Genomic DNA, 17,116 nt, shown 5'->3' with positions numbered 1-17,116 from the left:
GCCCGCAGAGTCAAGCGCTTATTAGCTTTTTCTCTGCCCGACCTCACAATGTTTATCAGCGTTGTGTCGGTCAGTGGTGGCGCATTATAGGGCGTTCTTTGGCGCTGGCAATAATTATTTTGAAAAAAGTTAACGACCGATGATTATTTCATCAAATTTAACTTAAGTTATCAATTTTTCTAGTTTTGAAAATCCATACTCCTGCAAAACGGGGATTAATGCATCAGTATCAGCATTCACTTTCATACAATAAGCAAGACTATCTGCTGAAGTGCAAACAAGATTATTCTGATGTTTAACCAACCAAGCCGTTCTTCGAGCAATAGCAACACCAGAATCAATTAAACGCGTGCCATCAGGTAATATCTGAACTAATTCTTCTGCTAATAGTGGAAAATGGGTACAACCCAATACCACTGTATCAGGTGGTTTTTTCATTCTAAGCCACGGTTTCAGTATCTTTTTTAAAATATCGGAAGAAACCTTACCACCATGCAGTTTAATTTCAGCTAATTCTACTAATTCAGAAGAACCTATAGATTCAATCCTGCAACCTGTCGCAAACTTTTCGATAAGTTCTTTTGTATAGGAACGATTAACTGTTGCTCTAGTCGCCAATAATCCAACGACACCATTACGAGTTAACTTTGCAGCAGGTTTTATCGCTGGAACCACACCAACAACCGGAAAGCTGAACCGCTCACGTAGAGCTGGCAAGCTGACTGTACTGGCAGTGTTACATGCAATAACCACTATTGTCAGAAGGTGTTTTTGCTGAACAGCACCAACAATTTGAACGACTCGTTCAACAATAAACTCTTCCGATTTTTCACCATAAGGGAATGCTTCGTTATCAAAAACATATATATAATGGAGATCTGGTAATAATTGTCGGATCTCTTGGTAAATAGATAAGCCGCCTACCCCAGAATCAAACACTAAAACTGTTGGGCGTGCGGCTTTATTTAAATCAGAAGTTATAGCTCCCAGTGAGGTAGTATTCACGTCCTGGAATGCGATAGCCATAAACTGTCTCGTAATCTTTATCAAGCAGGTTGGCTATTCTAGCACGAATTGTCAGATAAGAAGTGATTGGATATGAAACTGTTAAATCCCAAAAGCTGACGCCACCTAATTTCACACTCTTAGCCGGGAATGTACTGAAATCCTTGTCATAACGCCGCCCTAGATATTGATAAGTTAACCCCCAATCAAAATCATATAACTGCCAGTCAAGTTGATATTTCACTTGCTGCTTCGCACGACGAACTAAAATTTCATTAGTTTCACTATTACGGGGGTCAATATACTGTATTGTCAATTGATGCTGAAATATGCCAGTGTCTATTAAGCTAGTCCACTCAACACCTTTAATTTTTGCTTTACCAATATTGTAGTAGCGACTATTTGCATAATCGATCAATTGCTCAATCTCATTGCGATATACAGTCAGACGCCAATTTAGCTGGCCTGTGACGCCTTCAATACCGCCTTCCCATTGTTTACTTTCTTCCGGCTTCAAATCATGATTACCACCAAAACCATACATCTGGCTAAGCGTTGGAGCCTTAAATGCCGTACCATAAGAAGCGATCAAGCGATAATCTTTAATAAACTCCCAACCTAAACTGGCTTGCCATGTAGTATTCCAGCCAGCTTCTGAATGTTTATCTGAACGAATTGCACCTTCTAAAATAAAATCTTTCAGCTGTTGCTGTGCTGTCAGATACATTCCTGTATTACGTACTGTTTTACTCTTCGGAATATAACTGGTTCCAGCTTCTATCGATTGTTCTTGGAAATCCACACCGGTACTGACCATGCCCTGATATAGCTGAAAAGTATTCCCCCATTGCAAGTTATATTGTTCAGAATCATTAAGGCTAGCAGACTTATCATAGCGTCCATATTGAGGATCAAAGTTATAATCTTTTGTATGACTATAACTGGTAATTAACTGGGATGAGTAGATCCCTTGGTTAAATCTGACTCCCATGTCATAGTGGCGACTATAAAGTTCACGAGTATCAGGTCTGGCATATGGATAGCTCCAATTAATATCCGCATCATAAGATGTTCTATTGTTATAGCCATAAGCTCGAACAAATCCACTGACTTGCTCATTAAATTTTTGATCGACTCCCAACCAAAGCATTTTGCTCATGAAGCCATCACGATCAGGTTGTCTAAAACCACCGGTATTACCATCAGCAACAACATCGTATCCTTTGGTATAAGTATAGTTGGCTGCTGCTGTCAGAACTGTATTTTCAGCTATCGTTTGTTGAGTTGCACCATCATAAGTTTGATAACCATGTGAGCCGATACCTACATTAAGGCTGGTTCCTAGTTTCTCTCTAGTAGTGATGATATTAATAACACCACCAATAGCATCAGAACCATAAACAGCGGAACGTGGCCCACGGATATATTCAATTTTCTGAACCAATGATACAGGTATTTGGCTTAAATCAGAGGAGCCACTGATGCCCGCTTGATTCAAACGTATTCCATCTATCAGTACCAATACATGACTAGCATGAGTACCACGTATAAACAAAGAGCTTAACTGCCCAATACCTCCATGCCGCGCAATATCAACACCGGGTAGACGACGCAAAATATCGGCTACACTATTTGACTGCCAACGATCAATTTCATCCCGTGTTACAACAGTATAAGCAGCCAGTATGCTTGATACCGGCTGTTTAAAACGACTCGCCGTCACAACCAATGAATCCTGCGACTCCACCGCAACAGAGGCTTGATTCCAACCAGAAATTACCATGATTGAAACAGTGGATAATAATAACCGCTTTTTATTTATCATGAGAGAAAACATCCCACAATTTATTGTTAGAAGGACACGCTACGATGAAGCGTTGAACCTATTCATAATAGTAAGCATAGACAGGATCGTGTATGAGTAATAAGAAAACTGGACATTCTTTGCTCTTCCCCTACAATTTTGCACGAAAATTTTTCTTACTACAGATATAAGAGAACAAACATAATGCAAAATCTCCTGCCAACGGAAAGCTATGAACAGCAACTGACGGAGAAAGTCAGCCGTTTAAAAAACATGATGGCGCCTTTCCAACCCCCGGGGCCAGAGGTTTTCCGCTCACCGCTATCTCATTACAGAATGCGAGCAGAATTTCGAATCTGGCATGAGCAGGATGATTTGTACCATATTATGTTCGATCAACAGACGAAACAGCGTATTCGCCTTGTTCAATTCCCTGTCGCCAGTAAGTTAATCAACAAAATGATGGTAGTATTAATTGACTCCATTAGATCTGAACAGATCTTGCGTCATAAGCTATTTCAAATTGATTATCTGTCTACTTGCAGTAATAAAATCCTTGTTTCTCTGCTTTATCACAAAAAATTGGGTGATGAATGGACACAACAGGCATTAAGACTGCGTGAAGCGTTAAGAAATAAAGGATTTGACGTTGAGTTAATTGGCAGAGCCGCTAAAACCAAAATCACATTGGATCATGACTATATTGATGAGGTTTTACCTGTTGCAGGCCGAAAAATGATTTATCGCCAAGTGGAAAACAGCTTCACCCAACCAAATGCTAGCGTCAATATTCATATGCTTGAATGGGCAATTAATATTACCAAAGATTCAAAAGGTGATTTACTTGAGCTCTATTGTGGTAATGGCAATTTCTCTCTGGCATTAGCTCAAAATTTTGAACGAGTATTGGCAACAGAAATTGCCAAGCCATCCGTTGCTGCCGCTCAATACAACATTGCAGCCAACGGTATTGATAATGTACAAATTATCCGAATGTCAGCAGAGGAGTTCACCCAAGCAATGAATGGTGAACGCGAATTTAATCGCCTTCAGGGAATCAATTTAAAAAGCTATCAATGTGAGACTATCTTTGTCGATCCGCCACGTAGCGGCCTTGATGAAAAAACGCTTGAGATGGTCCAAACATATCCACGGATTCTTTATATTTCCTGTAACCCGGAAACCCTTTGCCATAATCTGGAAACATTAACCCAAACGCATAAAATTAGCCATCTGGCTCTGTTTGATCAGTTTCCTTATACTCATCATATGGAATGCGGCGTGCTTCTGGAAAAATTAAACTGATACTTGACGAACATATAAAACAAAAACGCCGGCAGATAGATCTCTCCGGCGTTTTTCATCAATTAATGGCAATTTTCTGTAATTGCTTTGTTTTTACGAATTTTTACCTTTCTGTAAATCCAAAATACCAGTACGGTACCCATTACTGCGGGCAGAAAATTAGAGCCAATTTCAGGGTATTCAACTCTGATAATCGCACTATAACTAAATAATCCTAAGAGGAAACAGGCGACAACCAACTTAGGCATCCCATCTGGCATTGAGTAATTCAAATAGCGCTGGTGGATACAATAAATTGATAAAATCAATGTTATCAATGGGAAAACTGAAAAAGAAACAACTGAGCTAAAAACTGCTGAAAACGTTCCATTCGTTGCTAATCCGACAATAAAAGCGAGTAACAATGTACTTTTGTCCTGGCGATATTGTTCCATCATTTCGTTCTCCTCCTTCATAGTTATTTAAGTTTAGGGTTCGGTGGGTTCATTTCTTTGCGATACCAATAATATGCACCTTTAGCAATCATCCGTAGCTGCAAGACTAAACGTTCTTCTAAACGCTGTCTTTTCTCCAAATCAATATCCAGTGCTTCTGCACCTGCACTGAATACTATTGTTACCATTGCCTCTGCCTGCACTTCAGTAAAATGCCTCGGCATACAGCTTTCCTGTTCTAAATAGTCTGCCAGCTCAGCAATAAAATGTTGTATTTCCCGTGCGACAGCGGCACGAAATTCAGCAGAAGTCCCTGAACGTTCACGTAATAATAATCGGAATGCATTTGGGTTATTACCGATAAATTCCATAAAAGTTGAAACAGACGTACGGATGACACTGCCACCTTTAGCAATACGTTGCCGGGCTTGCCTCATTAACTGACGTAACATCAAACCACTTTCATCCACCATAGTGAGCCCAAGCTCATCAACATCGCGGAAATGACGATAAAATGAAGTAGGTGCAATACCTGCTTCACGGGCGACTTCACGCAAGCTAAGGCTGGTAAAACTCCTTTCGGCACTCAACTGGCTGAAAGCAGCTTCAATCAGTGAACGACGAGTTTTTTCTTTCTGTTTCGCTCTGATGCCGATAATGTTACTCACACGAATCCTGACTCTTTATCTGAACTACATGTTAGGAAATATACCAAATTTTAACGCGTTTGCCGTAATGATATGCTTGTCATGTCATTTATAATGATCCATGTCATTTTCTCAGCGCATTTTCTTATTAGATATTAAGATGATAAAAGTGACTACGCGTAGTCAGAAAATCATTAAGGGAGCATTCCCCCTTTGTTAATTCGATCGTTAGATAATTATTTTTTTTCCAAAAACTTCATGGTATTAGCATAGCGAGTAAAACTATGTTCAATTCACCCTAAACGATGACATAAACTCCTTATGAGGATTGGGTTATTAAGTCAACCGATGTTAATATAGCGTTGTAATTTTGTGTAAAAACAGGTATTTCCTCTATGCAACATATTCATTTTGACGCCATTGTCATTGGTTCTGGTCCCGGTGGAGAAGGAGCAGCAATGGGATTGGTGAAACAGGGTAAAAGCGTTGCTGTTATTGAACGCTATAATAATGTCGGCGGTGGTTGTACTCATTGGGGTACCATCCCGTCGAAAGCCCTCCGCCACGCCGTCAGTCGTATTATTGAATTTAACCAAAACCCTCTGTACAGTGATAATTCCCGCATTCTTCGCTCTTCATTTGCTGAAATCTTACGCCGTGCTGAAATGGTAATTAATCAGCAAACTAGAATGCGTCAAGGATTTTACGAACGTAATGGGTGTCGTATGTTTTCCGGGGAAGCAACATTCATTGATGACCACCGGGTGAGTGTGCGCTATGCCGACGATAACCACGATATTTTAAGCGCAGATAAAATTATTATCGCAACGGGTTCTCGCCCATATTGTCCGCCAGATGTCGATTTCACTCATTCCCGTATTTATAACAGCGATTCCATTCTGAAACTGGATCATGAACCACGGCATGTCATTATTTACGGTGCCGGAGTGATTGGTTGCGAATATGCTTCAATCTTCCGTGGATTAGGCGTAAAAGTTGATTTGATTAACACGCGTAATCACTTACTCGCTTTCCTTGATCAAGAGATGTCAGATGCACTTTCTTACCATTTCTGGAATAGCGGTATAGTGATCCGCCACAATGAAGAATATTCTAAAATTGAAGGTGTTGATGATGGTGTTATCGTTCACCTTAAATCCGGTAAAAAAGTCAAAGCTGACTGTCTGCTTTATGCTAATGGTCGAACAGGTAATACGGATACTTTAGGACTAAAAAACGTTGGTCTAGAAGCAGATAGCCGCGGTTTACTGAAAGTTAATAAGATCTATCAAACTAGCAACGAAAATATTTACGCTGTAGGAGATGTTATCGGCTATCCAAGCCTGGCCTCAGCTGCTTATGATCAAGGTCGAATTGCCGCCCAAGCGATGACGAAAGGAAACGCCGAAGTTCATCTGATTGAAGATATTCCAACGGGTATCTATACCATTCCTGAAATTAGCTCTGTAGGTAAAACCGAACAACAATTAACAGCAATGAAAGTGCCTTATGAAGTTGGACGCGCGCAATTTAAACATCTTGCGCGCGCGCAAATTGCGGGGATGAACGTAGGAAGTTTGAAAATACTGTTCCACCGGGAAACAAAAGAGATTCTTGGCATTCATTGTTTCGGGGAACGTGCGGCTGAAATTATTCATATCGGCCAAGCGATTATGGAACAGAAAGGTGAAAGTAATACTATCGAATATTTCGTCAATACTACTTTCAACTATCCAACTATGGCTGAAGCCTATCGTGTCGCGGCTTTAAACGGGCTTAACCGGCTATTTTGATTGCCCGTAATAAGTGCCCATTTTAGCTCTAATAGCCTCTGCTAGTTGCTCATAGCGACCACGCAGAGGTGAACCAGGACGATAAATCAAAACAACAGACCGCTTAGGTTCAGGGCTGCTACACTCCAGATAACAGACGCCATCACGTTTTTTCTCTTGTGGCACTGCCAGATCAGGCAATAAGGTTATTCCACTACCGGCAGCAACCATATTACGCAGGGTTTCCAAACTGGTTGCACGAAAATGGGTATCTTCCTTCGCGCCCGCCTGAAAACAGAACCCCATTGCCTGATCACGCAAGCAATGACCATCTTCTAACATCAACAATTTTTCACCTGCCAATTCATCCATAGCGATTTTTTTACGCTCTGCCCAAGGATGACCATCATAGATAGCTAGTTTCATGGGTTCTTCAAACAATGGCACTTCAATGAAAGCTCTTGTCTCCTTAACCATTGCCAGAATCGCACAGTCCAATTTTCCACTATCCAACTGGGCTAACAGACTTTGAGTCTGGGCTTCATATAGATACATTTCCAACTTAGGAAACAAACTATGAAGCCCAGGGATAATATGAGGCAACAGATATGGACCAACCGTCGGGATCAAACCAATATGCAGAGGACCAGACATGTTTTCCCCTTGAAGTGACGCCATTTCCTGCAAAATCCTCACCTCGCGGAGAACTGTTCTGGCTTGTTCTACTAATAACATCCCTTGTTGCGTGAACAAAACTTTACGGCTGGTGCGCTCCAATAACATGACACCCAGATCATCCTCAAGCTTACGAATTTGCCCGCTTAACGTAGGCTGGCTAACGTGGCAAGAATCAGCAGCATGGCGGAAGTGCCGATGCTCCGCAAGCGCCACAAGATATTCCAGATCGCGGATATTCATTCCCACCTCAACATATTTAATATAAATGATAGAAACTACCAATAGATAATTATATCAATGTGAGGAAAAGACTATCAGATAATCCTTAAGAACTTATATATAAAGCTCTCATTTATTTTATAGGGGATAAATTAATCCCCCTACTATTATGATGACTAACTTAATTTTAGCCTCTGTTTAGCCTCTGCAATCGCTTTCATAACCTGTTTTTGCGACACTCCCCCCTTTGCAAGGCGTTTGTCCAGACAAGATTGCAAAGACAAAATATCATATACATCTTCAGTAATTGCACTACTGAACTTCTGCAACTCTGCCAATGACAACGCTTCCAATGCCTGCCCCTGGGCAAGCGCCATAATCACAATTTCCCCAACAATATGGTGAGCTTCTCGGAATGGAACACCTTTTGCAACCAAATAATCAGCTAATTCGGTCGCGTTAGCATAGCCCTGTTTAGCTGCTTCCGCACAACGTGAACGCCTGACCTGAATACCATCTAACACCAACGCGGACATATGTAAACAATCCAGCCAAGTATCCAGCGCATCGAATAGCCCTTCTTTATCCTCCTGCATATCTTTATTGTAGGCTAGCGGCAAACCTTTCAAGGTCATCATCATACCGGTCAATGCCCCCTGCACCCGGCCACATTTCCCACGAATTAACTCCAGTGCATCCGGGTTTTTCTTCTGTGGCATCAGAGAAGAACCGGAAGTGACTCGATCTGACAGTTCAATAAACCCGGCTTCACCGCTATTAAAGAAAATTAGGTCTTCCGCAAAACGGGAAAGATGGATCATACTGATACTGGCATTAGATAGCAGTTCCAATACATGGTCACGATCTGAAACGCTATCCAAACTGTTACGCGTCGCTGAAACAAAACCTAGCCATGATGCTAGTTGTTCACGGTCAATATCATAAGCGGCTCCAGCCAATGCACCACACCCAAGCGGGCTGGTATCCAGCCGTTTCAAAGTATCCTGTAACCGACTTTCATCTCGGACCAACATTTCTACATATGCCAAGCACCAGTGAGCAAATGTGATAGGCTGCGCTCTTTGCAGATGGGTATAGCCCGGCATCACTGCATCCTGATTATTCTCCGCAGTAATCACCAATGCCTGCTGTAACTCCACAATTGCCTGATGGAGATGTGATATGTATTCTTTACACCAAAGTTTGAGATCTGTTGCCACCTGATCGTTACGGCTACGACCAGTGTGGAGCTTCTTACCCAAATCGCCAACTTTACTGATCAACTGCCCTTCTACCCAACTATGGATATCTTCTGCACCACTTTGCAAGATGGCTTGTGGGTTAGCCTGAACCTCATTCAACAATTCATTTAATGCCAGCTCCAGTCTTTGTTGTTCTTCAACGGTCAGCACACCAACCGTTATCAACGCTTTCGACCATGCAACTGAACCGGTAATGTCCTGTTCCGCCAACCGATAATCAAAGCGAAGTGAATCGTTAAATTGTTTAAACCGTTGATCTGCTTTCTGACTGAAACGCCCGCCCCAGAGTGCCATATTTTCGTTCCTGATTATCTGATGTCTGAGTGATTGATTACCTTTCATAAACAGCAATTTCATTCGCAACATGGAGATAATAGACTCGATAAATCAAATACAAGGATGAATTCACGATCTGGTCATTACCTCCATAACTACGAACGATGAAATTACTCTTTACTATTTAATGCTCGAATGCGCGAAGGGAGAGAATACAGACGGATAAATCCTGCTGCATGGCTGTGATCGTAAACCTCATCTTCACCAAACGTTGCAAACGCTTCAGAATAAAGGCTATTTGTTGATCTTTTCTGGATCGCTGTTACCTGACCTTTATAGAGTTTCAGTACTACTTCACCGCTGACATCCGCAGCCAACGTCTCAGCCGCGGCCTGAATAGATTGACGTAGCGGGGCAAACCAACGTCCGTCATAAACGACATAAGACATTTCTAGCCCAAGCTGCTGACGCCATTTAAAGCTATCACGGTCCAGAACCAGTTGTTCAACACCACGCAACGCAGCCATCATGATGGTTCCTCCCGGCGTCTCATAACAACCACGAGATTTCATTCCCACCAGCCGGTTTTCCACGATATCGATACGGCCGATACCATGTTTTACGCCCAGAATGTTCAGCGCTTCAAGGCATTGATATGGAGACATCACCTTGCCGCTAACCCCAACAACCTCGCCTTTCTCAATAGTGACACTGACCAATTCAGCTTCATCTGGTGCCTCTTCTGGATCGACTGTCCACACCCAACAATCTTTATTAGATGCATTCCAAGTACTTTCCAGTACGCCACCTTCGGTAGAGATATGCCACGCATTCTCATCACGGCTGTAAATTTTCTCCAATGTTGCGGTGGTTGGAATATCTCGCGCTTTCAGATAATCCAGCAACGCTTCACGGGAACGCAAATCCCACTCTCTCCACGGTGCAACTACTTTTAGCTGGGGGGCTAATGCCGTATAAGTGCTTTCAAACCGAACCTGATCGTTACCCTTACCTGTTGCACCATGAGCAAGTGCATCTGCTCCCACTTTCAGTGCCAATTCAACCTGTGCTTTAGCAATAATGGGGCGTGCCATTGAAGTGCCCAACAAATAGCTACCTTCATACAGAGCACCGGTTTTCAGTACCGGATAAACATAATCTTTAATGAATTCCTCACGCAGATCCACAACGTGACATTCTGATGCGCCAGAACGCAAAGCTTTCTGCTCCACGCCTTCCAAATCTTCACGGCTTTGCCCCACATCGGCAACAAACGCAACAACTTCACAGTTGCCATAATGTTCCTTCAGCCAAGGAATAATGGCAGAAGTATCCAGACCACCAGAATAAGCAAGAACGATTTTTTTAATATCTTTAGTATGCATGAAGTTACCCTTTGAAATTCCGTTGTTATTTATCAGCAAAGATTTGCCGAAAATTAATCAAACTTAATTTAAGCCAGAATACGAGTACCGACGGGAACACCGTTAAATAGATCGGTCAGTTGATCTGCATGACGCCAACTGGCGATATCTACCGGACGATCTAATGTTCTAGCTGCATCTAGAGCGGCATTCACCTTCACAATCATGCCGTCAGTAATGATGCCGTGAGCAATAAGTTGTTCTGCTTTCTCAACATTTATGTCAGGGATTCTCTGCCCTTTACCATCCAAAATACCACTAACATCAGAGAGCAATATCAAATCAGCACCTAGTGTCTGAGCTATCGCCGTTGCTGCCTGATCGGCATTCACATTCATCAGCTCCCCTTTATCCGTTACACCAATCGAGCTGATAATAGGCATATAACCCGCATCCAATAACATTTTCAGCAACTTAGCATCGCCCGGCATCGCTTTCCCCACATGCCCCAACTCTTCACTCAGTTGGGAAACCATGACCACATTACCATCTCCTAAATATAATCCAACTGATGCAAGTTGATATTTAGTCGCCCACGACAACAAGGTCTTATTGGCGATACCAGCCAATGCGCCAGTGATAATCCCAATCTGATCAGCGGGTGTTACTCGTAATCCTTGTTCCTTCACTATCGGTAGCTGCAACTTTTCCATCAGCTCATCCACCAGATACCCCCCCCCATGAACAATAACCAACTGGCGTTCGTGTGTTTGCCGATATTCCTGTAATGCAGTAAACACACGTTCCAATGCTTCTTCATTGTCCAGTAACACGCCACCTAACTTTATGACTAAAGGTTCCATCTGCTCTACTCCTTCACGTCAATAATTAAAATAATGCCTGAGTTTCTTCAAACCCAAAACGTATATTCATACACTGAACTGCCTGAGCTGCCGCGCCCTTCAAAAGATTATCCTCAGTACCCACAATAATCAGATGGTCACCCTGTACAACAAAACCGATATCACAGAACGGTAACCCAACAACGGATTTCAATGCTGGCACTCCTTTGCTATAAAGCCTTACCAATGGCTTATCTTTGTATGCTTGACGATACACCTCATCTATCTGTCCTACGGTAACACCCGGCTTCAACTTACAGGTAATTGTGGCAAGAATACCCCGCGCGAAATTGCCAAGATGTGGAGTAAAAACCACTTTGGTTCCCAGATGTTCCTCAATCTCCGGTTGATGACGATGGGTAAATATTCCATAAGGTTGCAAACTGATTTCGCAGAAACTGTTGGTCATGCTGGCTTTCCGGCCTGCTCCACTTACACCACTAGTAGCATTAATCACCGGCCAATGGCTGGTATCCAGCAAACTATTTTCCAACAACGGTTTTAGGGAGAGTTGAGAAACTGTTGGGTAACATCCCGGTACAGCAACTAATTGGGCCTGTTTGATTTTTTCAGCCTGCCATTCGGCAAGTCCATATACTGCTTGTGCTAACCATTCAGTATGCTTATGTTTGAATCCGTAGTATTGTTGATAAATCTGAGCATTTTGTACGCGGTAGGCACCGGAGAGATCGAATACAATGCAACCTGCTGCCAGAAATAACGGCGCAATGTCATGACTAACTTCATGGGCGGTGGCAAGGAAAACCACATCAATCCCTTTAGCAGCATTAATAATATCAGTCAGCGGTTGCAGCGGTAGATCAACAATGCCTTTATACTGTGGATGTAAATCTGAGAAGCATTTATCTGCATCAACGCTCTGAGCAGAAACCATGAGTCTAATCAGATTCGTATGCGGATGACGATGCAGATATGCTGCCAGTTCTGCTCCGGTGTAACCACTTGCACCAACAACCAACGTATTCAACATAGGATATCTTTACCTTATGCTCAGTATTCAAACGGGATAATGTATTTTTATTCAAAAAAAATGCATGAATATTGATACTATCATGAATAAAGGCTGTCAACAGTGAATATTAAATTACCTCCATTTATTGAGCTATTTCGGCAATTAATCGCGACGCCATCTATCAGCGCCACCGATGTCAGTATTGACCAAAGTAACGAGTCTCTCATCAACCTATTGGCAAGTTGGCTGAAAGAAATTGGTTTCGAGATTGAGATACAGCCCGTCCCCGAAGCCCTCGGAAAATACAATCTACTAGCAACATTGGGGCGTGGCCTAGGTGGATTACTATTGTGTGGACACACTGATACCGTACCCTTTGACGAAGGGCTCTGGACGAAAGATCCGTTCACCCTGACAGAACGCGATAACAAACTGTACGGTTTAGGTACAGCAGACATGAAAGGCTTTTTCGCCTTTATTATTGATGCGTTGCGGGACATTGATGTCAGTAAAATAACCCGTCCGCTGTACATTCTGGCAACCGCAGATGAAGAGACGACAATGGCGGGAGCCCGCTATTTTGCTGCAAGTACCACTATCCGCCCAGATTTCGCTATTATTGGTGAACCCACTTCATTGCATCCTATCTGTGCACACAAAGGACATTTATCGAACGCTATCCGCATTGTTGGCCAATCCGGGCACTCCAGTGATCCAGACCGTGGTATAAACGCCATTGACTTGATGCACGAATCTATTGGTCACCTGATTGAACTACGCAATACGCTAAAAGAGCGTTACAACAACCCGGCATTTACCATTCCACACCCAACCATGAACTTCGGCTATATTCATGGAGGTGACGCAGTAAACCGTATTTGTGCCCATTGTGAATTGCATATGGATATTCGCCCGTTACCGGGACTAACGTTACAGGATCTGAACGGACTGCTAAATGAAGCACTGGAACCAGTGAAGCAACGCTGGCCTGGCCGCTTAACTATCGATGAATTACATTCCCCTATTCCCGGTTATGAATGCCCAACTGATCACAAGATGGTTGACGTGATTGAGAAACTGCTAGGCCGCAAAGCTGAAACGGTCAACTACTGTACCGAAGCACCATTCATTCAGAAAGTATGCCCAACTTTAGTCCTTGGCCCTGGTTCTATTGAACAGGCACATCAACCGGATGAGTTCATTGATATGTCATTTATTAAACCCACCAGAAAGATAATTTCTCAGTTAATAGATCATTTTTGTCTAAGCAATGATTAATTGTTTTACTCGTCCCCCAAAAGTCAGGGGGACTCAAGCATCATAACAATTAACAAAAGTACTCTTCCCAAGCTTCCTGATACATAAGTAATACTTATAGACCATGACCTACCATTAAATTTTAGAAATTTCGCCCAAACTGATTATTTTCTGATATGAATATGAGGGCTTAGGGTCAATGCAACACTGTGGCGCCACAAAAAATAACTTCCCGCCACTTAAATAAAATTTTTCTACAGGAACAGAATCAACATTCTGCCAGCAATAAAGGCTAAGAGTCACATGAACCAACAATATTCTGCAATGCGTAGTAATGTCAGCATGCTAGGTAAGCTGCTCGGAGACACGATCAAAGAAGCTTTAGGGGAAGATATTCTCGATAAAGTTGAGACTATCCGCAAATTATCCAAATCGTCCCGCGCAGGTAATGAAGCACACCGCCAGCAGCTATTATCTACATTGCAAAACCTATCTAATAATGAACTGCTACCCGTTGCCCGTGCTTTCAATCAATTTCTCAACCTGACAAACGTCGCAGAACAATATCACAGTATCTCCCCGCATGGTGAAGCTGCCAGCAACCCCGTTGCGTTAGCGAAATTATTCACCCGCTTAAAAGAAAAAAATTTCAATAATGACGATCTGAAAAAAGCGGTAAATGAACTGTCTATTGAACTGGTTCTCACCGCTCACCCAACTGAAATCGCTCGTCGTACATTGATCCATAAACTGGTAGCCGTTAACACCTGTCTATCGCAACTCGATCACGATGATCTGGCGGATTATGAGCGTAATAACATTATGCGCCGCCTGCGCCAGTTAATTGCCCAATCATGGCATACCGATGAAATCCGCAAAATCCGTCCTACCCCAATTGATGAAGCGAAGTGGGGGTTTGCTATGGTGGAAAACAGCTTGTGGGAGGCTGTGCCAGCATTCCTGCGTGAATTCAATGAACAACTGGAAGAGTCAATTGATTACAGCCTGCCAGTTGAAGCGGTACCTGTCCGCTTTACTTCCTGGATGGGCGGCGACCGAGACGGCAACCCGAATGTCACCTCTGAAGTCACTCGTCATGTATTACTGCTTAGCCGCTGGAAAGCAGCCGATCTATTCCTAAAAGACATTCAGGTTCTGGTTTCTGAGCTATCCATGTCTGAATGTACACCAGAAGTTCGTAAATTAGCAGGTGGTGATGAAATTCTAGAACCTTACCGAGAAATTGCTAAAAAGTTGCGGACACAACTCAGCAATACATTGACCTATTTGGAGAAACAACTGAAAGGAGAACAAGTTCTGCCACCAACTGATTTGCTGGTGGATAACGAACAGCTTTGGCAACCACTTTACGCCTGTTATCAGTCACTAAAAACCTGCGGGATGGAAATCATCGCCAACGGTCAATTATTAGATATCTTACGCCGTATCCGTTGTTTCGGCTTATCGCTGGTACGTATTGATGTACGCCAAGAAAGCACTCGCCATACAACTGCCGCTTCTGAACTGACGCAATACCTAGAATTAGGTGACTACGCCAGTTGGTCAGAAGAAGAAAAACAGGCTTTCCTACTGTATGAACTGCACTCCAAACGTCCATTGATCCCACATAACTGGCAACCAAGCGCTGAAACGCAAGAGGTTTTCGCAACCTGTAAAGTCATTGCCGAGTCACCTCAAGACGCTATCGCCGCTTACGTTATCTCAATGGCTAAAGTACCTTCTGATGTATTAGCGGTTCACTTGCTACTGAAAGAAGCCGGTTGTCCGTTCACTTTACCCGTTGCCCCATTGTTCGAAACCCTTGATGACCTGAATAATGCCGAAAATGTCATTCAGCAATTAATGAATATTAAATGGTATCGCACTCTGATTCAGGACAAACAGATGGTGATGATTGGCTACTCTGACTCGGCAAAAGATGCCGGGGTGATGGCTGCGGGATGGGCGCAATACCGCGCACAAGATGCACTAATCAAAGCTTGTGAAAAAGAAGGCGTCACGCTGACCTTGTTCCACGGTCGCGGCGGTACCATTGGCCGTGGCGGCGCACCAGCACATGCTGCTCTGCTTTCCCAACCACCGGGAAGCCTGAAAGGTGGCCTGCGCGTGACTGAACAGGGTGAAATGATCCGCTTTAAATTCGGTCTGCCACAGGTCACTATCAGTAGCTTAGCCTTATATGCCAGTGCGATTCTGGAAGCAAACCTCCTACCACCGCCGGAGCCTAAACCAGAATGGCATCAGGTGATGGATACCCTGTCTGATGTTTCCTGCAAGATGTATCGCGATTATGTACGTGAACAGCCCGATTTTGTACCTTATTTCCGTGCGGCAACACCAGAACAGGAATTAGCTAAACTGCCTTTAGGTTCTCGTCCAGCCAAACGTCATCCGGCGGGTGGAGTAGAAAGTTTACGCGCTATCCCGTGGATTTTCGCCTGGACACAGAATCGCCTAATGTTGCCAGCCTGGTTAGGTGCAGGCACCGCGCTACAACAAGTTATAAATGATGGGAAACAGGATGTATTAGCAGAAATGTGCCGTGATTGGCCTTTTTTTACCACTCGGATTGGTATGTTGGAAATGGTCTTCGCCAAAGCTGATTTGTGGCTAGCGGAATATTATGATCATCGTCTGGTAGATAAGAACTTATGGCCGTTAGGTCAGAAACTGCGCGAGCAACTTTCCGCAGATATTAAGACGGTATTAACCATTTCTAAAGATGAACACCTGATGGCAGATCTACCATGGATTGCAGAATCAATCGCCCTACGTAATGTTTACACTGATCCACTCAACGTCTTACAGGCAGAACTATTACTGCGTTCCCGTCAGCAGCAACATCCCGATCCTCAGGTTGAACAAGCGTTGATGGTCACCATTGCCGGTATCGCAGCAGGAATGCGAAATACAGGTTAGTTGCTGTCAGGAGGAAACAACCTCCACGCGATTATAGTGACACTATTGAGCACAGTACTGGAATCTTTCCCAAACAACCCAGCACAAAATGTGCTCAATAGACAACGAAAAAGGAGTTATTTCTCACCAGGCGAAGCAATTAAAGAAAAACTCCTTATTATTTGTCCACCTTTGTTCCTCAGTGAGATAAGCAAGCAAACAATAACCCCCGCAAAAATTTCGATCATTACATAAATAAAATTTAATAATGTGATTTTCGCCCACTTCCCTAGAATTGT

13 protein-coding genes are annotated in these 17,116 nt (G+C 43.1%); 4 read left to right on the top strand and 9 right to left on the bottom strand.

What is annotated here, in order from left to right:
* Positions 1 to 162 precede the first annotated feature (162 nt).
* Together murI and btuB are read right to left on the bottom strand one after the other, a co-directional pair.
* Positions 163 to 1,026, bottom strand: a complete 864-nt coding sequence (murI, locus tag ACGF49_RS13845; protein ID WP_112878932.1) for a glutamate racemase — start codon at positions 1,024 to 1,026, stop codon at positions 163 to 165.
* Positions 971 to 2,830, bottom strand: coding sequence for a TonB-dependent vitamin B12 receptor BtuB (btuB, locus tag ACGF49_RS13840; RefSeq protein ID WP_113042951.1), 1,860 nt, complete (start codon positions 2,828 to 2,830; stop codon positions 971 to 973). The genes murI and btuB overlap by 56 nt, the downstream gene beginning before the upstream one ends.
* A 183-nt stretch (positions 2,831 to 3,013) precedes the next feature.
* On the opposite strand from btuB, the gene trmA reads away from it, so the two are divergent.
* Positions 3,014 to 4,114: a tRNA (uridine(54)-C5)-methyltransferase TrmA gene (gene trmA, locus ACGF49_RS13835; protein ID WP_223121506.1), complete on the top strand. Its 1,101-nt coding sequence runs from the start codon at positions 3,014 to 3,016 to the stop codon at positions 4,112 to 4,114.
* A gap of 62 nt (positions 4,115 to 4,176) precedes the next feature.
* Here the strand turns inward: trmA and ACGF49_RS13830 are convergent, their stop codons facing one another.
* Entirely contained in the window at positions 4,177 to 4,548 is a 372-nt protein-coding gene (locus ACGF49_RS13830; RefSeq protein ID WP_113043069.1) for a YijD family membrane protein, read from the bottom strand.
* Between the two features lie 23 nt (positions 4,549 to 4,571).
* Entirely contained in the window at positions 4,572 to 5,216 is a 645-nt protein-coding gene (fabR, locus tag ACGF49_RS13825; RefSeq protein ID WP_011148806.1) for an HTH-type transcriptional repressor FabR, read from the bottom strand.
* A gap of 374 nt (positions 5,217 to 5,590) precedes the next feature.
* Between fabR and sthA the strand changes: the two genes are divergently transcribed.
* Complete coding sequence (sthA, locus tag ACGF49_RS13820; RefSeq protein ID WP_113042952.1) at positions 5,591 to 6,988, top strand: Si-specific NAD(P)(+) transhydrogenase; 1,398 nt, start codon at positions 5,591 to 5,593, stop codon at positions 6,986 to 6,988.
* Here the strand turns inward: sthA and oxyR are convergent.
* The 5 genes from oxyR to argC all read right to left on the bottom strand — a co-directional run bounded on the left by oxyR (position 6,980) and on the right by argC (position 12,659).
* Complete coding sequence (oxyR, locus tag ACGF49_RS13815; protein WP_113042954.1) at positions 6,980 to 7,885, bottom strand: DNA-binding transcriptional regulator OxyR; 906 nt, start codon at positions 7,883 to 7,885, stop codon at positions 6,980 to 6,982. The genes sthA and oxyR overlap by 9 nt on opposite strands.
* 155 nt (positions 7,886 to 8,040) lie before the next feature.
* The gene (argH, locus tag ACGF49_RS13810; RefSeq protein WP_228900143.1) at positions 8,041 to 9,420 is read right to left on the bottom strand and encodes an argininosuccinate lyase; all 1,380 of its coding nucleotides are present in this window, start codon (positions 9,418 to 9,420) and stop codon (positions 8,041 to 8,043) included.
* Between the two features lie 152 nt (positions 9,421 to 9,572).
* Positions 9,573 to 10,787 carry an argininosuccinate synthase gene (locus tag ACGF49_RS13805; protein WP_113042958.1) on the bottom strand — a complete coding sequence of 405 codons (1,215 nt, stop codon included), beginning with the start codon at positions 10,785 to 10,787 and terminating at the stop codon, positions 9,573 to 9,575.
* 68 nt (positions 10,788 to 10,855) lie between these two features.
* Positions 10,856 to 11,629 carry an acetylglutamate kinase gene (gene argB, locus ACGF49_RS13800; RefSeq protein WP_113042960.1) on the bottom strand — a complete coding sequence of 258 codons (774 nt, stop codon included), beginning with the start codon at positions 11,627 to 11,629 and terminating at the stop codon, positions 10,856 to 10,858.
* Positions 11,630 to 11,654: 25 nt separating this feature from the next.
* Positions 11,655 to 12,659: an N-acetyl-gamma-glutamyl-phosphate reductase gene (gene argC / locus ACGF49_RS13795; RefSeq protein ID WP_113042962.1), complete on the bottom strand. Its 1,005-nt coding sequence runs from the start codon at positions 12,657 to 12,659 to the stop codon at positions 11,655 to 11,657.
* Positions 12,660 to 12,761: 102 nt separating this feature from the next.
* Here argC and argE point away from each other — a divergent pair, with 102 nt between their 5' ends.
* A complete protein-coding gene (argE, locus tag ACGF49_RS13790) occupies positions 12,762 to 13,919 on the top strand; it encodes an acetylornithine deacetylase (RefSeq protein ID WP_113042964.1) in 1,158 nt (385 codons plus the stop codon).
* Between the two features lie 282 nt (positions 13,920 to 14,201).
* Positions 14,202 to 16,838: a phosphoenolpyruvate carboxylase gene (ppc, locus tag ACGF49_RS13785; RefSeq protein ID WP_262977868.1), complete on the top strand. Its 2,637-nt coding sequence runs from the start codon at positions 14,202 to 14,204 to the stop codon at positions 16,836 to 16,838.
* Positions 16,839 to 17,116: the final 278 nt, after the last annotated feature.

This window comes from Photorhabdus sp. RM96S, from assembly GCF_042879335.1.
Taxonomy (GTDB): Bacteria; Pseudomonadota; Gammaproteobacteria; order Enterobacterales; family Enterobacteriaceae; genus Photorhabdus; species Photorhabdus kayaii.
The sequence above is the reverse complement of the archived record's forward strand: the minus strand, read 5'-3'. Positions and strand labels throughout refer to the sequence as shown.

What these genes read in the sequence shown, in the direction of transcription:
- ACGF49_RS13805 (WP_113042958.1), bottom strand. Translation starts at nt 10,787, where the DNA reads ATGCATACTAAAGATATTAAAAAAATCGTTCTTGCTTATTCTGGTGGT.
- ppc (WP_262977868.1), top strand. Translation starts at nt 14,202, where the DNA reads ATGAACCAACAATATTCTGCAATGCGTAGTAATGTCAGCATGCTAGGT.
- argB (WP_113042960.1), bottom strand. Translation starts at nt 11,629, where the DNA reads ATGGAACCTTTAGTCATAAAGTTAGGTGGCGTGTTACTGGACAATGAA.
- murI (WP_112878932.1), bottom strand. Translation starts at nt 1,026, where the DNA reads ATGGCTATCGCATTCCAGGACGTGAATACTACCTCACTGGGAGCTATA.
- oxyR (WP_113042954.1), bottom strand. Translation starts at nt 7,885, where the DNA reads ATGAATATCCGCGATCTGGAATATCTTGTGGCGCTTGCGGAGCATCGG.
- ACGF49_RS13830 (WP_113043069.1), bottom strand. Translation starts at nt 4,548, where the DNA reads ATGGAACAATATCGCCAGGACAAAAGTACATTGTTACTCGCTTTTATT.
- argH (WP_228900143.1), bottom strand. Translation starts at nt 9,420, where the DNA reads ATGGCACTCTGGGGCGGGCGTTTCAGTCAGAAAGCAGATCAACGGTTT.
- trmA (WP_223121506.1), top strand. Translation starts at nt 3,014, where the DNA reads ATGCAAAATCTCCTGCCAACGGAAAGCTATGAACAGCAACTGACGGAG.
- btuB (WP_113042951.1), bottom strand. Translation starts at nt 2,830, where the DNA reads ATGATAAATAAAAAGCGGTTATTATTATCCACTGTTTCAATCATGGTA.
- sthA (WP_113042952.1), top strand. Translation starts at nt 5,591, where the DNA reads ATGCAACATATTCATTTTGACGCCATTGTCATTGGTTCTGGTCCCGGT.
- argC (WP_113042962.1), bottom strand. Translation starts at nt 12,659, where the DNA reads ATGTTGAATACGTTGGTTGTTGGTGCAAGTGGTTACACCGGAGCAGAA.